The following is an 18,235-nucleotide window of genomic DNA, read 5'->3' as shown; positions in this document are numbered from 1 at the left end:
TATTATAACACATTATCAACGCACTCGCAATACATAAAAATGCAGAGGCAGAGCATATACATTTTGTGAAAGTATCACATCACCTTGTGTTAGTCCTAAAAATTGCAATGTGGCTTTCAAAAAAGTTTTAAGTCCAAGTAATGGCACATTATAGCCCTGCTCTGCGCTAAAAAGCAACTCATATTTTTCGTTTAAAGATTCTAAATCAAAATTATATGCACTATAAGGGGTTGCAATCACCAAATCTCCACTTTGTTTAGCAATAGCCTCATTGTTTTGAAACACACTCCAATGTGCATTACCATTAAATCTATCCACAAAGCGCGAATCGACAGCATCGCTTGAATACAAATCAAAATCTTGCGCCCCATAATATGTAAGCCACTTACCAAAGCTATGATAAACCTCTACATAGCTTACCCTATCCACGCCCTCAAGGAAGATTCTATTATGCGGGTGATTATGTGTATAATCACTCACAAAGCTAAGTGTGGCTTGAAAATTTGGCGGGACAAATTTATAATGCGCCCATATATACGCAGATACAAAAAGTGTATTTCCCACAAACATAAAAGCACAGAGTGCAAGAATCACTTTATACCATTTATGCTGCCACCATAAAAGAAAACTCGCACCAATGACAATAAGGGTAAATACATACGCAGGTAAAAGATAATGATGAGAGGAAAGCTTGAGCACCGCATATTCACAAAGCAAAATCGCACTGCCCCAAATACTCGCATCAAGCAGGGGGATAAAGGGTTGCTTTTTGATAAGCACCGCATAGATTCTATATATTAATGCACTAAAGATTATCCCACACAAAAAAGGTTCATTGCATAGATATGTAAAAAGAGATTTAGCAAAGGTAAGAAGCGCGCTATAAGGCGTATCTCCATAGAATCCTGAATCTTGTTTTTGTAATAAAACAACAAAAACATATACAACAAACCATACAATCGTGCTAAGAATAAGCCCCATATCAAAAAGCTTTATATGAATCTTACACTTTGTATGTGAAAAATACACACAAAAAAGATGCACGAATGCAAAAGCTATTATCATCGCAAAAGTCGTTTCTTTATAATACAAAGACACATTAGCACAGATTAAACCAACAAGAAGCATAAGGCTAGAAGTGCGTGTATTTTTGGATTCCAATACAAAAGCATAGCTCATAAGAAAAAGACTCAAAAATACAAACTCCATACGCTCTGGCACAAAAAGCCTAAGCCACGAACCAATAAAACTAGGAGAAAGAAGCAAAAGCACAAGAAGTATATCCACTACATAGGGGACTTTCTGCATAGCATATGCTTTATGTGAATGCGAAGTAGATTCTAAAATATGCGCGATAAAAATCCTCATCGCATAGCGCAAAGCAAAAATCACCACAAACACACATAAGGCATTAAAAGTATAAAATACTGCTGCTTTTACGCCAAAAGCCGCTGATAGTAGATTTAGCTCTTGCCCATCAAGCGGAAAGAATCTGCCAATATTTGGCTGAATAAAAAAACCTATATTTTGTCCTACAAGAAGTGTTTGTGTAAGTATGTGGTCATCTATAACACTAAAAGCCGAGTGATACATTATCAAAAACGCATACAAACATACAAAAAGAAAAAAGCCTATATGCCACCATAAAGGAGCTTTAGCTAATAAGTTGCCCCCCCCCGATACTGATTTGCAACATACTCATCGCTACTCCTTATGAAAATGTCTTTAGCAAAATTATGAGAGCGTGAGTATAATGCAAAGATTCTTAGAATCTTATTTGGCTATAAATTTTTGCGTGGATTTGCAATGTCTTCTATGAAATATCTCGGTCGGTGCTTTGATTCTGCGTAAATCTTGCCAATATATTCGCCGATAACACCAAGGCTCAAAAGCTGAATCCCGCTAAAAAAGCAAAGCGGTATCATCGTGGAAGCCCAGCCATACATAACGCCACTTGTAAAAAGCTTGACATAAAGCACCCAAGCACCAAGCCCAATGGAAAGCAAGAAAAACACCACGCCTAGCACACTCACAAGCCGCAATGGCGTAACACTAAAGCTTGTAATGCCATTCCACGCAAAAGAAAGCATTTTCATTAAAGGATATTTGCTCTCTCCTGCAAATCGCTCCAGCCTATCGTATTCCACCACATCGCTTTTAAAGCCAAGTAATGGCACAATGCCACGCAAAAAGAGATTGACTTCATTAAAGTTAAGAAGTGATTTGATAGCTCTTGCAGAAAGCAGCCGATAATCAGCGTGATTGTAGGTGATTTTTACACCCATTAATGCCATTAATTTATAGAATCCAAGTGCGGTATATTTTTTGAAAAAGCTATCTGTATCACGCTTTTTTCTTACCCCATAAATCACCTCTGCACCTGCTTTTGCCTTTCTCACAAATTCATCAATCACCGAAATATCATCTTGCAAATCACAATCTATGCTAATGGCACAATCGCTTTTGTCCGCCACATATTCTAATCCCGCTAAAAGCGCGTTTTGATGTCCATAGTTGCGTGAGAGTTTAATTGCGCTTATTGCTATATATTCTGTTTTGCCTACTTGAGGTTGTGAGGCTTTAGAATCTATATCTGTGCTAAGCTGCTGTGTAGATTCTAATCTCATAGTATCGCGCGAAATATCTTGCAAAATCTCCCAAGTCTTATCCTTGCTTCCATCATCAATAAAGCAAATAAAACTCTCACGCGCAATCTCACCTTGCTTTACCAACTCTCCAAGCACAAGCTGTAGCTCTCTGCAAGTTTGCAATATCACCGCTTCTTCATTATGCGCAGGAATTACGATAGCAAGACGCATTACACACCCCCTCGCACGACAAAACACAATAAAGACATTAACAAAAATAAGGCAAAAAAGCCAAACGCACTAAAAAATGATAAATGTGTTAATAAAAATAAAGAAACAAAAAAGGAGTTAATTTTTAGCGGGGGGGGGGGCAAACACAAGATTAGTCAAGGGAGAAAAGAGGCATTGTATAGTTTTTATAGATTTTATAGAATCTGCGCTTTGCAAAGAAATAAGATTCACAAAAAAAGCAAATTTTAAATGTAAAGTTTTAGCGTGTTTTACTCGTGTATATATCCTCTGCACTTTCTACCTTTATATTTTCTTAGCTTGAGGCTTTAAAGTCGTGGATTCTAATACCTTTGGGCTTAGAATCTTCTAAAGCCATTGCTTAGGATTTGTCATCATATCTCACATAATCCTTTTTAATCAGCAAAAGGAGAAAATAATTAAATCCGCCGTGGCAAAGTGTGCATACCCATAAAGATTCACTCATCTCATACAAAAATCACAAAAGCAGCCCCTGCGCGCATACTTCAAGCAACATAAGCGGTTTTTTGTAATACGAAAAATGCACGAGTGTAAAAAGAATAGTTGCAAGAATAAGTCCAAAATGATATTGTAAAACCCCTCGAAAAATCAGCTCCTCCGCCAAGGCGTTGATAAGAAAAAATGGCACCATAAAATACATATTTGCGCTTTTTGCAAAGATAAATACATTTTCATCATATATTTTATGGCACGGAAACTGCAAAAATATCCACATTATCACAGACGCCATTACAAACCCAAAGCAGAGCCAGAGCAGACTTTGAAGTGAAAGGATAAAGGGATAGAGTCCCACAAGCTCCCCATTTAAGCGAAAAATTGCAAAATAATATACCGCGCACGCAAAAACCAACAAACACAGAGAAAGCCCCGCCTGTATCGCTATGGATTTATACTCACTCACACAAACCCTTTTTTTCTTTATTATTTTTTGCTTTAATAAATATTCTCTATCTGCATTTGAAGCACATTGCGCTTCAAATGCCATTATTGGCGTAATTTATTATTTATGATTTTCACATTTTTGGGTAAATTTTAGAATCTAGCTCTTATGCTTACGCAAACATACACCTTCATATAAACGCACATTTATGCAAAGATTCTATAAAATTCTTAAGCAAAATCCCTAAATAGTTTGCCTATATCTACATTGCAAACAACTTTATCGGCGCATTTTTTATAAATTTCATTTGCACCACTTATCAAATCATCGCTTGAAATGCCGTGGCTAATGGAGATTTTTGCCTCCAAATACGCACTTAAATTATCAAATATCTTCAAAAATTCCCCATAAATGGGATTATTCTCATTATGATTAAAACGCTCCATTAGCTCCTCGCCACTTACAGTATTATGAGGAAAATGCTCAATCATATAGCGATTAGCAAATTCATTTTGTGTAAAATAAGTAATATCTTCTGCAATATTAGGCGGTACAATCGCTAGAATCTTTTTTTTCACAGCCTCTTCTTCAATCTCTTTAATCAGTCTATCAAGCCCTTTTACACTGCGTTTAATAGGCGAGATAATATCACGCGTTAGAATCTCAGGCAAATCGTGAAAAAGCCCACATAAAAAATGATTAATACGCATTTTCTCACAACAGCCTATATCAAAACTTATCAAATATGCACTTAAAGCCACAATAAGCGTATGTCCTAGCACTGAAGTAGCTGGGATTCTCGGTGTTTGACTCCACCGCTTTTGGAATCTAAGCTGCCCAAACATCGCAACAAGCTCACGCACATTTTCATAGAGCATAATCTCACGCATTCCCACCAAATGATAATGCTCCTCTACCTGCTTATTAATAATATCGCGAATATTTTGCACATCATACATATAAGGATTAAAGTGATAAATAATATCAAACTCCCATTTAGACGCATAATAATGCGAGGCTTTGAGAATCTGCTTTTCAAGGTTAGTTTTGGTGCTTATGAGATATTCTTTCATTTTTGGAAAAAACTCATACATACTTAAATCGGATTCTAATTGCTCGCATACAAACTCTACAAGCTCTTTATTATGCGTTTCTTGCAATTTATGAAACACAGGAGGCTTAATATCTGTTAAAACAATGCGTTCAAAAAACTCAAAGCAAAATTGCAATATCAATCTTTCCCAATCAATACTTTTGCCATTATTTTCCTCATACTTTGCCAAAATATAAGCAATCACAATTTTATGCGCTTGTTTATCTAGCTCTACAAATTCCACAGGTGTAGCTTGGTCATTCCAGCGGCGAATACTTGCAGCAACAAAAATCCTCTTTAATAATCCCGCACTTAAGCGTGGCGATTTTAAACCTATATTGTGATTATGTGAATCCATAATATTCCTTTTGGTGATGTTGTCTTTATGGCATTATTGGGATAGATTCTAACATATTTAAGGGCTTTATTTGAAAGCATATATAAAATTTGATACCATTAGTGAATCTTTTGGTAGCAAACGCGTAAAGGGAGGAGCGATGAATATTTTTAAGACAAATGATAAAAGTAATTATTTTGAAAGCGATATAAATGCCTATATCAACCCTCCACCAAAAATCCCTTGGTTTTTAAGATTCCCAATGTGGATAGCAAAAAAGAAGCTCAAAAAAGATTTGCTTCTACCAAAGATTCTATCGTGGAGTCCTAAAACCGCTATAAGCTCGGCGGTAATGGAAACTTTCATCACGCACGATGATATAGAAGTGCCTAAGAGACTTTTAAAACTTATTAGAATCCACATTTCTATTGATGTCGCTTGTCCTTTTTGTATTGATATGAATAGTTTTGAATACGATAAGGACTGCATTACAGAGGAAGAAATAAGGGTGCTACAAAGTATGGATATTGATAGTTGCCCAAGCTTTTCGCATAGGGAGAAAGTCGCCCTGCGCTATATATCTGCTATCACAAAAACACCGCTTGTGATAAGTGAGGAGCTCATCAAAGAGGTAAAAAAGGAATATTCCCAAAGGGCGATTTTAATCCTCGCAGCGACTGCAGCGCAAGTGAATTATTGGGCTAGGCTCATACGCGCACTAGGTGTGCCAACGGCAGGATTCACAAATCTATGCAGGATTGAAAGGAGCGAGTGAGGGCATTAGCCTTTCGCTCTTTTCATATTTCTAACCCACCCACCATACCCCAACATCTCATATTTTACATTTCATATCCCACCCCACAACCCCCATTAATTTACTTCATATAATTGACACATAGATATAATGTTTGTATGCTCTGTATTGACACTTCTTGCTTAAGACTACAACACGCCATTTTTATATTTTAATTTTTAAAATTGAAGGAAATTTAATGCAACCATCGGGATTAAAACAAATTGTCATTTTTATATATTCTGCGCTGCTTTTTGCTGTAAGCTATTTTACGCTCATCGCTGTTTTATGTTTTTTCCTTAAGATTCCTGTGCTTACAAATACTGAAATTTAGCTTAAAGATATGTATAAAATTAAAGATATGATTAATGATAAGCTAACTACAAAACAAAGGCTTATTGTCATAAGTGGTTCTAACTCACTCTTTGGCTTAAATGGAGCAATGATTGAAGCTAATACTCAATTTAGATTTATTAGGTTTGCCTATAAATTATCATATAGAATTTAACTATTATTCAAATAATGCCCCGACAAAAGGATACTGGATATGCTAAGTTGGGGAGATGGATATTATAAATATATAAACATATATAGATGTAGCATTAGCACTCCTCCACAATAACCATAAACAAACACTATCACAGATCATACACTTCATAAAATACACATATCAATCCAATCAATCTAATATTCAAGCAAATATGGAAAAGATTGTAAATCAAGAAAACACAATATCACAAAATCCCTCTATTCACGAAGAAATGATAACACTTCCTTGTCAGGCAGCGAAATGGGCAGGTTATAATTATAAGTCTTCAAGCCCTAATGGTGATTTTTGCTCACAAGAAAATAGCAAACCTTTTTACACAGAATCTGCCTATCTTAATACACACTTAGAAGTATCCTCTTTTTTCTCGGTGAATATAAACGACTAAAAGACTTTTGCAGATTCTAAAAATATAAAAATCTTTCTCTTTTATCCCGTAACTATGGAGAATTCTTTATTTAATCTCACAGATATTAAAACTTTTCAAAAAATTGAAAATCTTACATCTCAACTTGCCACCCATAATATCAATATTTATGGAGATTTTAGAGATTCTCATAATGTTCGCACAAGTATATTTATCAAACAATTACTCCAACTGCCGATACATTGAAAGTATCCTAAACACAATATGCAAATGCGTATAATTTGCGATTTTGTAACTAAGAGACATTACAATTTCGCATTTATTTTAATCCTTTAAGGAGTCATAATGAAATTACTCTACACTCTTTTATGTGTCGCTCTCTGTATTTTTAGTCTCAATGCTTGTAGTAGCAAAAAGCAGCCTGTTGGCAATTTTCAAAGTGTAGAATGTCGCACAATTTGTAGCAACAATCAATGCACCCAGCAATGTATTAGCGCAAGTGGAGATTATTACAAAAAATAATCATCAATACATATCCTAACACTATGTTTGAATCTGCTTATAATCTCATCTTTAAACGTTTTATTTATGTCTATGACGCTGGATTTTTGGGGCTTTTCTATGCGTTTAAGGCAATGATTGCTATCTGTATTAGTGGGCTACTCTGCTACCTGCTGCTAGGCACTCCGGTGATGATTTGGGCAGTGATGATGGCAATGTATGTTTTTTTTCTCAATGGATTCACAAGCAATAAAGATATGGATTGGCAATATCTTGTGCTTTTTGTCATCTTTGTGTGCGCACTCATACCTGTTTTTGGGCTGTGGGAGGAGAGTTTATGGCTTATTATCCCCTCAATGCTCCTTGCCTTTGGTATTGGTATTGGCGAAGTGTATGATAACGACTTGCCAAAGGTGCTTACACTCGCACTTGTTAATGCGCTTGTAGCAAATATTTATGCCGGCTCACACCCTGATGTGCCACTATGGCATTGTATGGGTGCAGCTCTGCTCGGTGGGAGCGTGAGTATAGGGGTGAGACTCTTTATATCTTTTGGGCAGTATGGTAGATTCATACAGACGCAATTTGTCGCTCAACTCTTTGAAATCTCTATGATGTGCGAGAATCTTGGCACAAAAAATTATGAGACGCTCAAATCTCAAGCCCTTAATCATATCTCTTTACTCAAATCAAAACTCACTTCTGCTTCGGCAAAAATCAAGGACGCACATCTTATCAAAAACCACAAACGCGCCCTCTTTTATCTCTATAAGCTCGAAAGTGTATGCTATGTGCTTGATTTAATGAATTATTATTTTTTACACAATCACTCAAAAGCATTGCAAGAAGCACAAAAAGAAATGGCGTATAACCTCAACGAACTTTCACATATTTTTTATGGAAAAAAGCCAAATATCACAAAGCATTGCTTAGAATCTGCGCTGAAAAATAATGCAGATTCACAATGGATTAATGCACTTAAAATTTTCTACTCAAAAGTAGAATCTTTTACGCGTCTCTCATCTTTGCAATCTCAAGCCTTTGTAGAAAATACAAGCACAAAAAGTTTTACAGAAATGTATGCTTCACTCAAACATAATCCTGCACCTTTTTTTTATGGCGTGAGATATGCTGTGGCGATTGGCTGTGCGATGTTTTTCGCGCAATTTTTTCAAATCAATCACGGCGCGTGGATAGCCCTAGGTGTAATTTCTATGATGCACCAAAACATTGGCTCAATCAAATCCGCGGGCAAAGATTCTATATTTGGCAGTTTCATCGGCTTGATACTTGGCATTAGTTTGGTGCTTATCTTTGGCGATTCGCCTCTGCTTTTGTGGATTTTTATCCCTAATTTATTTTTGGTGGTGTATTTTAAAACCTATCCCTTTATGCTATGGTCTATGGTGCTTATGCTCGAGCTTGTGCTAATGTTTGCGCTTTTGGATAGCAATTTTATCGAGCTTATCCTCTATCGTTTTGGAGATATTTTACTTGGATTTTTACTTGCATTTTGTATCTCTAAAATTATCTATCCACATTATAGTGCCAATGAACTTATCCCGCAAACGACATTATGCTTAGAATCTTTTGCTGCACTTGTAACAAGCATAGAAGATTCCAATGGCTACACACTTACGTGCCAAAATCAACTTATGCGCTCTCTTGATGAACTTTCTTCTTTTATCAAAGAAAGTCGCGAAGAAAAAAAGCTTTATGGGGAGCAGATTTTGCAAGGTTTTGCGAATCTCGCTGATGACTTCACGCATTTAAAAGAATCGCTTTTCACATTATGTGAAAAAATCACCCTACAAAATACAAATGATATGCTTTTAAAAAATGACTTAAAGGCTTTGCGTGTGCGATTTTCTATGCTTTGTGCAATGCTAGATTCTAAACCTTATTATTTTAAAACCGATGAAGATGAGCGATTCTTACTCAAAGACAATCAAATTTATCCCATTGTGCGCGAAATTTTTGATTTACAAAACAAGATTTACACTTTTTTGCATACCACACTTGGCAAATAATGTTGTGTTTGCACTTATTAAGATTATAGGCGCAAGATTCTTAGCAAATACTGCCTCTATTTTTATACTACTTCAAGCCATTGAGGCAAGTAGATTCTAAATCTATCTTGGATAAGCACATTTTGCATCATATCACCTTTAAAAGCCACGCGCCCTATTTCGTGCGTCTTTGCGAGTGTAGTTAGGGCAAGTGAGAGAATCTCACATATCGAGCTTATTGCGCCATAGGCTACACCCTGCATATGAAGCCCACCGAGCAAATAGCACAATGGTAGGCGCAATGATTTGTCAATTTCAATATTATAAGCGGGTGTGAGCTTCATATCAAGTTTGCTAATATGGGGGAAAAGGTAGCCCTGCGCGTGTGAAGCTACATCAAGCGCATTCATATCCTCGCCATACATTTGGGCAATAAGGAGTAAAATATCGCTCATATTAGATGACATCTCACCTTGCACCTTGGGCATTGCAATCTCTGCAAGTTGTCTCTGCACACGCCATTTGGCATAGTTTTCTACAAGTCTCGCACTAAGCTTATTTTTGGAGCTAAGGAATGTCAAAAGTGTGGGAAAATCCGCCTCAAAGGTGCAAGTGATGAGATTCTGCGGAGATTGTGAGGTAAAATCTTTATAAATCTCCTCATAAGTCTCCCTATAAATCATAGTCGGCGCATTGCTTTGTAAAACGAGCGTGAGTGTATCCTGTGGTATTTGCTCCGCGAGGCTATGCACGATTGGAAGCGACAAAAGCCTTTGAGGTTCTTTAATGTAGGCATTTTCATTATTCAAGGGCTCTTCAATGCACCCAAAACTATCCCAAAAATTTGGCTCACTACACGCGATACAGCCGTGCCCTGCACGCACAGGCCAACTTGTCCTTGCATTGAATTTAACCTTAGGGCAATTATTAAGCACATAAGGTCCCTTGCACCCAACTTTATACAAACAATAACCATCTTGTAAATGTGGGTCATCAAAACTCTGCGCGAAGTCCCCAGATTCAAACTTTGCCTTTCTCTCGCATAAGTCGTGGAGATTCTTACCATAGCTCCATAATGGGCGATTAAACCTATCAAGTTCGGGTAATTCTCGCAGTAGAATAAAGTATATTAGGCTACCCACGATATTTGTCTCGCTTGGCGGACAGCCGGGAATATTGACGACTTTTTGTGCAAGAAAAGTATCTATACCCACAGAATGCGTGGGATTAGGCATAGCCGCTTGCACACCACCAAAGCTCGAGCAAGTGCCTACCGCAAAAATCGCCTGTGCACATTCTGCCATTTCTTTACATTCTTGTTCTCCACTCACACTATCGGCACCAGAAGTCATAAAATAGGCATTGTCTCCAAGCGATACGCCACCCTCAATGACTAAGATAAAATCCTTTTCTAGTGCGTTATGGAGCAATTCTTTCGCGCTAAATCCCACTGCGCCCATAATAGTTTCGTGGTATTCTAATGAGATGTGATTAAAGATAAGAGATTCTACACCGGGCTTATCAAGGCGCAAAAAACTCTCGCTACAACCGGTGCATTCCGCCATATGAAGCCATATAACAGGCACAGGAGGTTTTAAAGATAGAATCTTCTCGCATATCTCCACGCCCTCTTTGGGTATGCCTATGAACGCACAAATGCGAGTTATCCATTCCTTATCGACCTCACATCTAGGCTCTGTGTAGGTGGATTCTAAACTTTGTAAATGCTGACGCAAGGATTCTAAAATCAGGGCTTTATCCATTCAACACTCCTATTTTTGACTTCATATCCTATCGTGCTTTGCCCTATTCTATCGTATTAATCGGCTCACTCACGGATTGGGTATTGTTTTCATCATTTGTAGTCTCATCATTAGAATCTGCCTCATCTGCTTTATTTACTTCATCTGCTTTGTTTGCCTTATCTGTTTCATCTACTACATTTTGTGTCTCTTGTGTCTCTATCACATCTTTTGGAGGTTTGGGCGTGATAATATCTGCGCTAGGCTTTTTAGGCTTTTGCATATTTTGAGCGAGTTTATTTGAAAGGAAGCAATCTACATAGATTCTATACATAAATGGCTCACTCGCCTTAATATTTGGCACAATCACCGCAAAATCCTTTGTCTCGCCCACCTTAATATCCATTTCAACATTCACGCCAAATTCGCTTTGAGGCAAAATATCATTAAGGATTTTTATCAGCTTACTACCTTTCTCATCACGCACCTGTGCCACCGCCACATAGCATTCATTTATATCGACTTTGCCCTTATGCGTAATCTCACCAGCAACAAAGAATCCCTGCGTATATTGCATAGGGTGCGCGGAAGTGATATTCACATCAATGGGATACAAAATCTTTTGCATAACAAAATGAAGCACGAAAGGTGTAGAAAATATTACGACAACCGATAGAAAAAAGAAAAAATATGGGATAAACTTACGCCCTCTTAGCAAAAGCCCAAGCGTAAAAATCATAATAAAAACAAAAAAAATCGCCATAATCGTAGCAATTTCATACAGCGAAAAATAGGAGATAATCTGCAAAAGGAGTGTTTTAAGATTCTCAAGCATTGATTTCCCTTAAGATGAGCTACGCGAAGCTTTTTCCTCTATGCCACTTTGTCCCGTGCGCCTTTGCAACTCTTGCAAAACCCTTTCAGGTGCAATATACACAGAAGCCAAGCCAACAAGCGTATGGTAGAGTAAATCCGCGCATTCATAGATAATCGCCTCTTCCTCTTTGTCTTTAAGTGCGAAGCAAAACTCCCCCGCCTCCTCTATGATTTTCTTGCCTATACCATTTACACCTTTGGCAAGGAGAGAGGCACTATAACTGCGCTCTGTGCTTTCGTTTCTACGCGATTGTATTGTATGATAAAGCTCATCGAATATGTGGTAGATTCCCTGCGCGTGAGGTTGCTTTAGAATCTGCTTTGGCTCACTCCCTCTTAAATCAATACTCTTAAAAAAGCAACTTTTCTCGCCTGTATGGCAAGCCACACCGACCTGCTCCACGATGAAAAGCAGACTATCATCATCACAATCTAAACATATCTCACTAATCTTTTGTATGTGTCCGCTCTGCTCACCCTTTTGCCAGATTCTCTGCTTGGAGCGCGAAAAATAATGCGCAATGCGAGTATTTGTGCTTAGCTCTAAAGATTCTTTAGAAGAATAAGCTAGCATTAGAATCTCCCCACTGCCCTGCTCCTGCACAATAGTAGGGATTAGCTCATATCGCTTCCAATCAATTTGCCCAAGCACATTTTGCATTGACTACTGCCCCACAACCGCGTTTTTCTGCTTACTTTTTGAATCCACCCAAATATTTGGCACTGCTCCACCGGGGGTAAGGAAAATCTGCGCATTATTATTCTCTTTCAATGCCTCGTTAAACTTGCCTTGCATTTCAATTTGGCGCAGCTCAAGCAATCGCTGTGAAAGACTTTCATTGACAAGGCGGTTTGCCTCACTTTGACCCTTTGCCTCAATTTCTAGCGCATCCGCCTTACCTTTTGCGCGCTCACGCAAAGCATTTGCCTCTTCTTTTGCTTTTTGTGCATCTCTTTTAGCAAGTTCCACGCCCTCAATACGCGTTTTTACCTGCTCTGGCAATACAATCTCGCGCAACTGAATCGACACAAGCTTTACAGGTTGATTTGGGGTCGCATCAAGCTTTGCCTGAAAACCTGTGTGAATGAGGTTTGCTACCTCATCGCGTTTTGTAGGAAGCTCCTCTGTGGGATAATTCCCCACCGCACTACGCACGACATCACGAATCACAGGATTAATGATTTTTTGTTCCCACGCCGTGCCATATTCTGCGATTGTTGCAGGGACTTTCTCACGCTCGAGCTGATACTGCACGGTGAGTTCGATAGAAATTGTCATACCGCTCGTATCCATCACATTAATCGCGTCATTACGCAAAATGCTTTGCTCGCGTCCAATATTCCCCATATCCTCAATACGCGAGAAGTTAATCGTGCGCACCTTTGTATCCACGATAATCACATTTTGGATAATTGGCACAAAAAAGTGCAAACCTGGGTCGAGCGGCTTAGGGTCGTATTTACCGGTAGTTACCTTGATACCCACCTCACCCGCATTAATAATCACAAAAGGACGAGCAGCTATAAAAATCACTACAAACAATATGACGATAATAAGCACTCCTAGCGACTTGCCACTTGGCATTGAAGGCATAGGGAAAGATTCTATATTGAATCCACCACCATTACCACTATTGTTCCTGCCACCATTGTTTGGGCGATTATTATTGTTGCCATTGCCTCGTGGTGGCTCATTTCTCTGCTCTGCTTTTTCATCATTTTGTGCGCGTTTTTTCTTTAAATGTTCGTTTAAATCAATAGGCATTGCCTCTCCTTTAGTCAATATAAGTTAGATAGTGGGCATATTTTGGATTCTCACCATTGACAAGTGCAAAAAATGATTCTTGAAGTTTTTTTGTCATTGCTCCAGCTTTGCCATTGCCAATCACGCGTGCATCAAGCTCACGCACCGGCGTAATCTCCGCAGCTGTGCCGGTAAAAAATGCCTCATCAGCAATATAGACTTCATCGCGTGTAATACGTCTTTGCTCGATTGGAATCCCCATATCCCTTGCAAGTTCTATGGTCGTGGCTTGGGTGATAGATTCTAAAGTATTATCATAAGGTGGCGTGATGAGTTTGCCATTTCTTACGATAAAAAAGCACTCACCACTTCCTTCGGCTACAAATCCATTATCATCAAGCAACAACGCCTCATCACAACCGCAAGAAATTGCCTCGTGCTTTGCCATTTGTGAGTTAAGATAGTTTGCCGCTACCTTTGCCTTACCCATAAAGGCTTTTATAGGATTGCGCACAAAGGAGCTTGTTTTTACCTTTATACCATTTTCTATGCCATCTTCACCCAAATACGCACCCCATTCCCACGCGGCGATTGCCACATTCACCGGCGCATTGATGTGATTAATCCCCATTACACCATAGCCCAAATAAATGAGTGGTCGAATATACACATTACCTTTATAATCATCTCGGTTTGCTCTCAAAAGCTCTACTTGCGCTTTTTCTAGCTCCTCTTGCGTATATGGGGATTTGATACACACGATTTTTGCAGAATCTAAAAGTCGTCTCGTATGCTCTTTAAGACGAAAAATTGCTAATCCGCGCTTTGTCATATACGCCCTTGTGCCCTCAAACAAGGCATTACCATAATGCAAAGTATGTGTTAAAACATGCGTTGTCGCTTCTGCCCAAGGGACAAGTTTGCCATCTTTCCAAATATATTTTGATTCTTTCATTAAATATGCCTCCGCTTGTCGTAAAATATGCGTGATTGTAGCAAAAGTTTTGTAATATTCTAGTGGAGTGCGTGCATTTTGTCCTCAAGCAGCAAATATTGCGTGATTTTAGTATCTAGTGTGGATTCTATCTGTGCTAATTCCTCTGCTAAAGTCAATACACCCTGCTTCTCATACTCTTTTGGATTGCTTAGAATTTCTTGCAAGTCTTTTTGTCTTTTTTCAAGCTCTTCTATCTCTTTTGGCAATGTTTGCAGGGCAAGATTCTCTTTATAGCTTAACTTTGTGGGCTTTTTAGAATCTACCCTGTCTTGGGCTTTTTGGGGAGATTGTGTATTTTTAGATTCTATTATCTCCGCACTCTCATAAGATGTAATCTCATTTAACTCTTTAGCAATCTGCAGATATTCACTATAAGGCATATAGCTCTGTGTGATTTTGCCATTACCCTCAAAAACGAGAATCTTTTGGGCAAGTTTATCGACAAAATACCTATCGTGACTTACAAAAATGACTGCACAAGAAAGGCTTAAAAGATACTCTTCAATAATATTAATCGTCTGTATGTCAAGGTCGTTTGTCGGCTCATCAAGGATAAAAACATCAACCTCTTTAGTGAAAAGCAGTGCCAAAGCCACGCGATTTCTTTCTCCACCACTTAATGCGCCAATTTTTTGAAAAAGCTGCTCTTTTGGAAAAAGAAAATTTTTCAAATATCCATAGACGTGCATATGCTTACCACGCACATTGATATGCTCTCCGCCATTTGGGCAAAAGGTCTCAAGCAAGTCTTTATCGTGTTCTAACATACTCGTGTGTTGGTCAAAATAACCAATGCGTATATCGCCAACCTTTATCAGTCCCGAATCCGCCTTTTGCTCCCTAAGTAATAATTTAAGCAAACTCGACTTACCCGTGCCATTTCTACCCACGATACCAATTTTATCACGAGCCAAGATTCTAAGGCTTAAGTCATCTATGAGGCACTTGCCACCTATGCTTTTATGCAAATGCTCAATTTCAAAAAGGCATTTTTGATTATTGCTGCTTTGTGTGCTGTTAAAGGATTTTTGCTCCCTCTCTAATTCAAGGCGCATTTTACGCAAAATCGCGGGATTTTTTTTCACTTCCTCACGCATAGCCAAGATTCTATCTTTCCTACCCTCATTTCGCTTTAGACGTGCTTTCACACCGCGCCTTAGCCATTCCTCCTCACTTTTTAGAATCTTGAGAAGCTTTTGATGAGCCTTATCCATATTTTGCAATATCTCCGCCTTTTTAGCAAGATAATCCATATATCCACCATCAAAGCTTCTAGCAGCACCATTATCAAGCTCTATAATGCGCGTGGCTACTTTATCGATAAAATATCTATCGTGGCTGATAAATACGACACTTAGACCAGATGAAGCGATAAAATCCTCCAAAAATTCCACCATTTGCACATCAAGATGATTTGTGGGCTCATCAAGGAGCAAAATATCGCAGGGCTGCAAGAGCAGACTAGCTAATGCTATACGCTTTTGCTCACCACCACTCAAAGAATTAGCAAGTCTATCCCTAAAAGTTTCTAACTCAAAACGCGTGAGAATCTCCTCGATTAACCCTTGTAAATCCCAGCCCCTATACGCGCTAAGATACGCACTCAATCGCTCATACTCCTCTAGCACCTCACTGCCTAGATTCTCATTTGTAGCCATTAATTTATGGAGTGCTTCTACTCGCTCATTAGCAGCTTTTAGCTCACTCATACTTTCAAGTAATACATCGCTAGTCGTAGCTTGTGGTGGGAAAATGGGTTTTTGTGGGAGGGATAGAATCTTAAGATTTTTAATGCTTATGCGCTCTCCGCTATCAATATCTATTTTTGCGCTGATAATGCCTAAAAGGCTCGATTTGCCCGAGCCATTCTGCCCGACAATCGCAATTTTCTCGCCCTTTGTAATATTAACGCAGATACGATTGAGGATAATCTTATGCTCATACTGCTTACTTACATCTTGCAGGGAGAGCAGATTCATTGTGGGTCAAAAGTCTTAATTTGCGCCATTGATAAAATCGCAAAATTTGTCTCTTTGTTGCGCTTAGATTCTTTACCTATTTTGATAATTCCCGCAGGTGTGCCAAATCGCAGTTCTGAATCTATATAGATAAGCTCATATTTTTGACGATTGACGGCACTGAAATATTCTATCTCTTTGTGAAAAGGCACGACATTATAAAACTTGCTCTTTGTCATAATCTTCACCTTAAGTTCAAGGCAAAAATCCGGATTATCAGAGAAAATCAAAAAATTTTTCATATTTTTTTGCACATACTTGTTATAATGCTGATACACAACATATTCATTATCGCGTAGCTTTGATTTATCAAGCATTTTTACGTGATTACCCAGGAAAGTCATTGCGCAAAATGGGCTATTAATGTTATGCTTAAAAAATACATTTTTAATCGCAAGTGAAGACATACCAAGCTGCCATAGCTTATTGTCAATATGCGTGGCACACACATCCATAGCATCCTTTGTCTTGCCAATGAGAATCTCATACATTTTATTAAAGACACTTTCAAACTTTTTAAGATTGTCTTTTTTGAATCCATCGGCAAGTCCCTTTAGCCTCTCATGAACTTCAGTCAATACTTTAATATCAGCCTCTGCCTTAGCCACAATCGACATCGTGCGCTTCTTTTTCTCTTCTAACACCGCTGGATCACCCTTTTTTGCGTCAATCTTAGCCTGAATCGAGCGAAGCTCCATAGCCCCCACGCGAATCTTATTCTGCATTGAAAGCTTTTTTTCATTGAAGCTCTCAATCGCCCTCAATACGCCTTTGTAGTGATACTGCGCATCAAGAAAACACTCTTGATAGATTTTATCCGCGGTAAGATTCACATTGGTTTGAAACTGCTTATAAGAATACTCAAGCTTTGTGAGTACCTGTAAATTATCGGCAAAAACATCTATAGTAATGTGTCTATCGTTAAATACAAGATAATCAATCGCCTTTGTAAGATAAGGCTTCACAATGGTGTAGTTAATCCTCTTTTGGTGTTCATCTTCGCTATCTGTATTCTCCTCCATACCCTTTATAGAGGTAAGCGCATTAAACTCCTCCTTAAAATACTCTTTTATTGTATCTTGTATCGGTGTGCTAATCTCAATACTGCTTAACTTGAAATAATCCGTCTCTTCAAAAATCTTCTTAGCTATATTACCCTTTGCATCTATTTCTTTGCTTTTAAGCTCATCATCGGTATTTGTGCGCCAAAAGTCAATCTCGCGTATGAGCCCACCTTCTGGGAAAGCCTGGTATTTTGAAGCCTTACAGCTTGTAACCCTGTTCCCATTACCATCTTCATCGTCAAGGCGAAACTCTACCAACAAGCCAGCACTTGGCATTACGCGTTTGTCGTGCCAATTTTTACTACGCAACTCAAAAATTTTCTTTGTAGCATTGATAATTACGCCATTTTTGGTTTGGTTTGAATATCTCAAAATCTTGCCGTGCACTTTGCGCTCCTTACACTTAATG

General features: G+C 38.4%; 16 protein-coding genes. 5 read left to right on the top strand and 11 right to left on the bottom strand.

Annotation, left to right across the window (positions count from 1 at the left end):
• Positions 1–15: 15 nt before the first annotated feature.
• From LS67_RS02240 to LS67_RS02225, 4 genes are all read right to left on the bottom strand, one after another.
• Positions 16–1,593 (bottom strand): hypothetical protein, encoded by a 1,578-nt coding sequence (locus LS67_RS02240; protein WP_236096324.1) that lies wholly within the window; start codon positions 1,591–1,593, stop codon positions 16–18.
• A gap of 188 nt (positions 1,594–1,781) precedes the next feature.
• The gene (locus LS67_RS02235; RefSeq protein ID WP_034328597.1) at positions 1,782–2,819 is read right to left on the bottom strand and encodes a glycosyltransferase family 2 protein; all 1,038 of its coding nucleotides are present in this window, start codon (positions 2,817–2,819) and stop codon (positions 1,782–1,784) included.
• A gap of 496 nt (positions 2,820–3,315) precedes the next feature.
• The gene (locus LS67_RS02230; protein WP_138109551.1) at positions 3,316–3,759 is read right to left on the bottom strand and encodes a CPBP family glutamic-type intramembrane protease; all 444 of its coding nucleotides are present in this window, start codon (positions 3,757–3,759) and stop codon (positions 3,316–3,318) included.
• Positions 3,760–3,968: 209 nt separating this feature from the next.
• Positions 3,969–5,189: an HD domain-containing protein gene (locus tag LS67_RS02225; RefSeq protein ID WP_034342881.1), complete on the bottom strand. Its 1,221-nt coding sequence runs from the start codon at positions 5,187–5,189 to the stop codon at positions 3,969–3,971.
• 70 nt (positions 5,190–5,259) lie between these two features.
• Between LS67_RS02225 and LS67_RS02220 the strand changes: the two genes are divergently transcribed.
• The 5 genes from LS67_RS02220 (at position 5,260) to LS67_RS02210 (ending at position 9,406) form a co-directional block, all read left to right on the top strand.
• Positions 5,260–5,943: a carboxymuconolactone decarboxylase family protein gene (locus LS67_RS02220; RefSeq protein WP_197631359.1), complete on the top strand. Its 684-nt coding sequence runs from the start codon at positions 5,260–5,262 to the stop codon at positions 5,941–5,943.
• 217 nt (positions 5,944–6,160) lie between these two features.
• On the top strand, positions 6,161–6,295 hold the full coding sequence (locus LS67_RS10095) for a hypothetical protein (RefSeq protein ID WP_268902957.1): 135 nt from the start codon (positions 6,161–6,163) through the stop codon (positions 6,293–6,295).
• 367 nt (positions 6,296–6,662) lie between these two features.
• Positions 6,663–6,896, top strand: a complete 234-nt coding sequence (locus LS67_RS02215) for a hypothetical protein (RefSeq protein ID WP_034326683.1) — start codon at positions 6,663–6,665, stop codon at positions 6,894–6,896.
• Between the two features lie 324 nt (positions 6,897–7,220).
• Positions 7,221–7,397, top strand: a complete 177-nt coding sequence (locus LS67_RS09745; protein ID WP_162845533.1) for a hypothetical protein — start codon at positions 7,221–7,223, stop codon at positions 7,395–7,397.
• A 23-nt stretch (positions 7,398–7,420) separates the two neighbouring features.
• Positions 7,421–9,406 (top strand): FUSC family protein, encoded by a 1,986-nt coding sequence (locus LS67_RS02210; RefSeq protein ID WP_034326686.1) that lies wholly within the window; start codon positions 7,421–7,423, stop codon positions 9,404–9,406.
• 62 nt (positions 9,407–9,468) lie between these two features.
• Here LS67_RS02210 and LS67_RS02205 read toward each other — a convergent pair whose 3' ends face one another.
• From LS67_RS02205 to LS67_RS02175, 7 genes are read right to left on the bottom strand one after another with little or no spacing between them, the layout of a single operon-like run.
• Positions 9,469–11,148, bottom strand: coding sequence for a hydrogenase small subunit (locus LS67_RS02205; protein WP_034326687.1), 1,680 nt, complete (start codon positions 11,146–11,148; stop codon positions 9,469–9,471).
• Positions 11,149–11,191: 43 nt separating this feature from the next.
• Entirely contained in the window at positions 11,192–11,962 is a 771-nt protein-coding gene (locus LS67_RS02200; RefSeq protein WP_064504565.1) for a DUF2393 domain-containing protein, read from the bottom strand.
• Positions 11,963–11,971: 9 nt separating this feature from the next.
• The gene (gene hisIE / locus LS67_RS02195; protein ID WP_034326689.1) at positions 11,972–12,664 is read right to left on the bottom strand and encodes a bifunctional phosphoribosyl-AMP cyclohydrolase/phosphoribosyl-ATP diphosphatase HisIE; all 693 of its coding nucleotides are present in this window, start codon (positions 12,662–12,664) and stop codon (positions 11,972–11,974) included.
• A gap of 3 nt (positions 12,665–12,667) precedes the next feature.
• On the bottom strand, positions 12,668–13,768 hold the full coding sequence (locus LS67_RS02190; protein ID WP_034326691.1) for a prohibitin family protein: 1,101 nt from the start codon (positions 13,766–13,768) through the stop codon (positions 12,668–12,670).
• Between the two features lie 10 nt (positions 13,769–13,778).
• Positions 13,779–14,702, bottom strand: a complete 924-nt coding sequence (locus LS67_RS02185; RefSeq protein ID WP_034326693.1) for a branched-chain amino acid transaminase — start codon at positions 14,700–14,702, stop codon at positions 13,779–13,781.
• Between the two features lie 59 nt (positions 14,703–14,761).
• A complete protein-coding gene (gene abc-f / locus LS67_RS02180; protein WP_034326696.1) occupies positions 14,762–16,723 on the bottom strand; it encodes a ribosomal protection-like ABC-F family protein in 1,962 nt (653 codons plus the stop codon).
• The gene (locus LS67_RS02175; protein ID WP_034326697.1) at positions 16,720–18,213 is read right to left on the bottom strand and encodes a hypothetical protein; all 1,494 of its coding nucleotides are present in this window, start codon (positions 18,211–18,213) and stop codon (positions 16,720–16,722) included. Before LS67_RS02175 ends, abc-f begins: the two co-directional genes overlap by 4 nt.
• Between the last annotated feature and the right edge of the window lie 22 nt (positions 18,214–18,235).

Source organism: Helicobacter sp. MIT 03-1616 (genome assembly GCF_000765685.2).
Classification (GTDB): Bacteria; Campylobacterota; Campylobacteria; order Campylobacterales; family Helicobacteraceae; genus Helicobacter_C; species Helicobacter_C typhlonius.
Note: the sequence above shows the minus strand (reverse complement) of the source record. Positions and strands in the feature narration are given on the sequence as shown.

Excerpts from the sequence above, each read along its gene's own strand:
- LS67_RS02200 (WP_064504565.1), bottom strand. The coding sequence starts at position 11,962 with ATGCTTGAGAATCTTAAAACACTCCTTTTGCAGATTATCTCCTATTTT.
- LS67_RS02235 (WP_034328597.1), bottom strand. The coding sequence starts at position 2,819 with ATGCGTCTTGCTATCGTAATTCCTGCGCATAATGAAGAAGCGGTGATA.
- LS67_RS02190 (WP_034326691.1), bottom strand. The coding sequence starts at position 13,768 with ATGCCTATTGATTTAAACGAACATTTAAAGAAAAAACGCGCACAAAAT.
- LS67_RS09745 (WP_162845533.1), top strand. The coding sequence starts at position 7,221 with ATGAAATTACTCTACACTCTTTTATGTGTCGCTCTCTGTATTTTTAGT.
- LS67_RS02205 (WP_034326687.1), bottom strand. The coding sequence starts at position 11,148 with ATGGATAAAGCCCTGATTTTAGAATCCTTGCGTCAGCATTTACAAAGT.
- LS67_RS10095 (WP_268902957.1), top strand. The coding sequence starts at position 6,161 with ATGCAACCATCGGGATTAAAACAAATTGTCATTTTTATATATTCTGCG.
- hisIE (WP_034326689.1), bottom strand. The coding sequence starts at position 12,664 with ATGCAAAATGTGCTTGGGCAAATTGATTGGAAGCGATATGAGCTAATC.
- LS67_RS02225 (WP_034342881.1), bottom strand. The coding sequence starts at position 5,189 with ATGGATTCACATAATCACAATATAGGTTTAAAATCGCCACGCTTAAGT.
- LS67_RS02185 (WP_034326693.1), bottom strand. The coding sequence starts at position 14,702 with ATGAAAGAATCAAAATATATTTGGAAAGATGGCAAACTTGTCCCTTGG.
- abc-f (WP_034326696.1), bottom strand. The coding sequence starts at position 16,723 with ATGAATCTGCTCTCCCTGCAAGATGTAAGTAAGCAGTATGAGCATAAG.
- LS67_RS02240 (WP_236096324.1), bottom strand. The coding sequence starts at position 1,593 with ATGTATCACTCGGCTTTTAGTGTTATAGATGACCACATACTTACACAA.
- LS67_RS02215 (WP_034326683.1), top strand. The coding sequence starts at position 6,663 with ATGGAAAAGATTGTAAATCAAGAAAACACAATATCACAAAATCCCTCT.
- LS67_RS02210 (WP_034326686.1), top strand. The coding sequence starts at position 7,421 with ATGTTTGAATCTGCTTATAATCTCATCTTTAAACGTTTTATTTATGTC.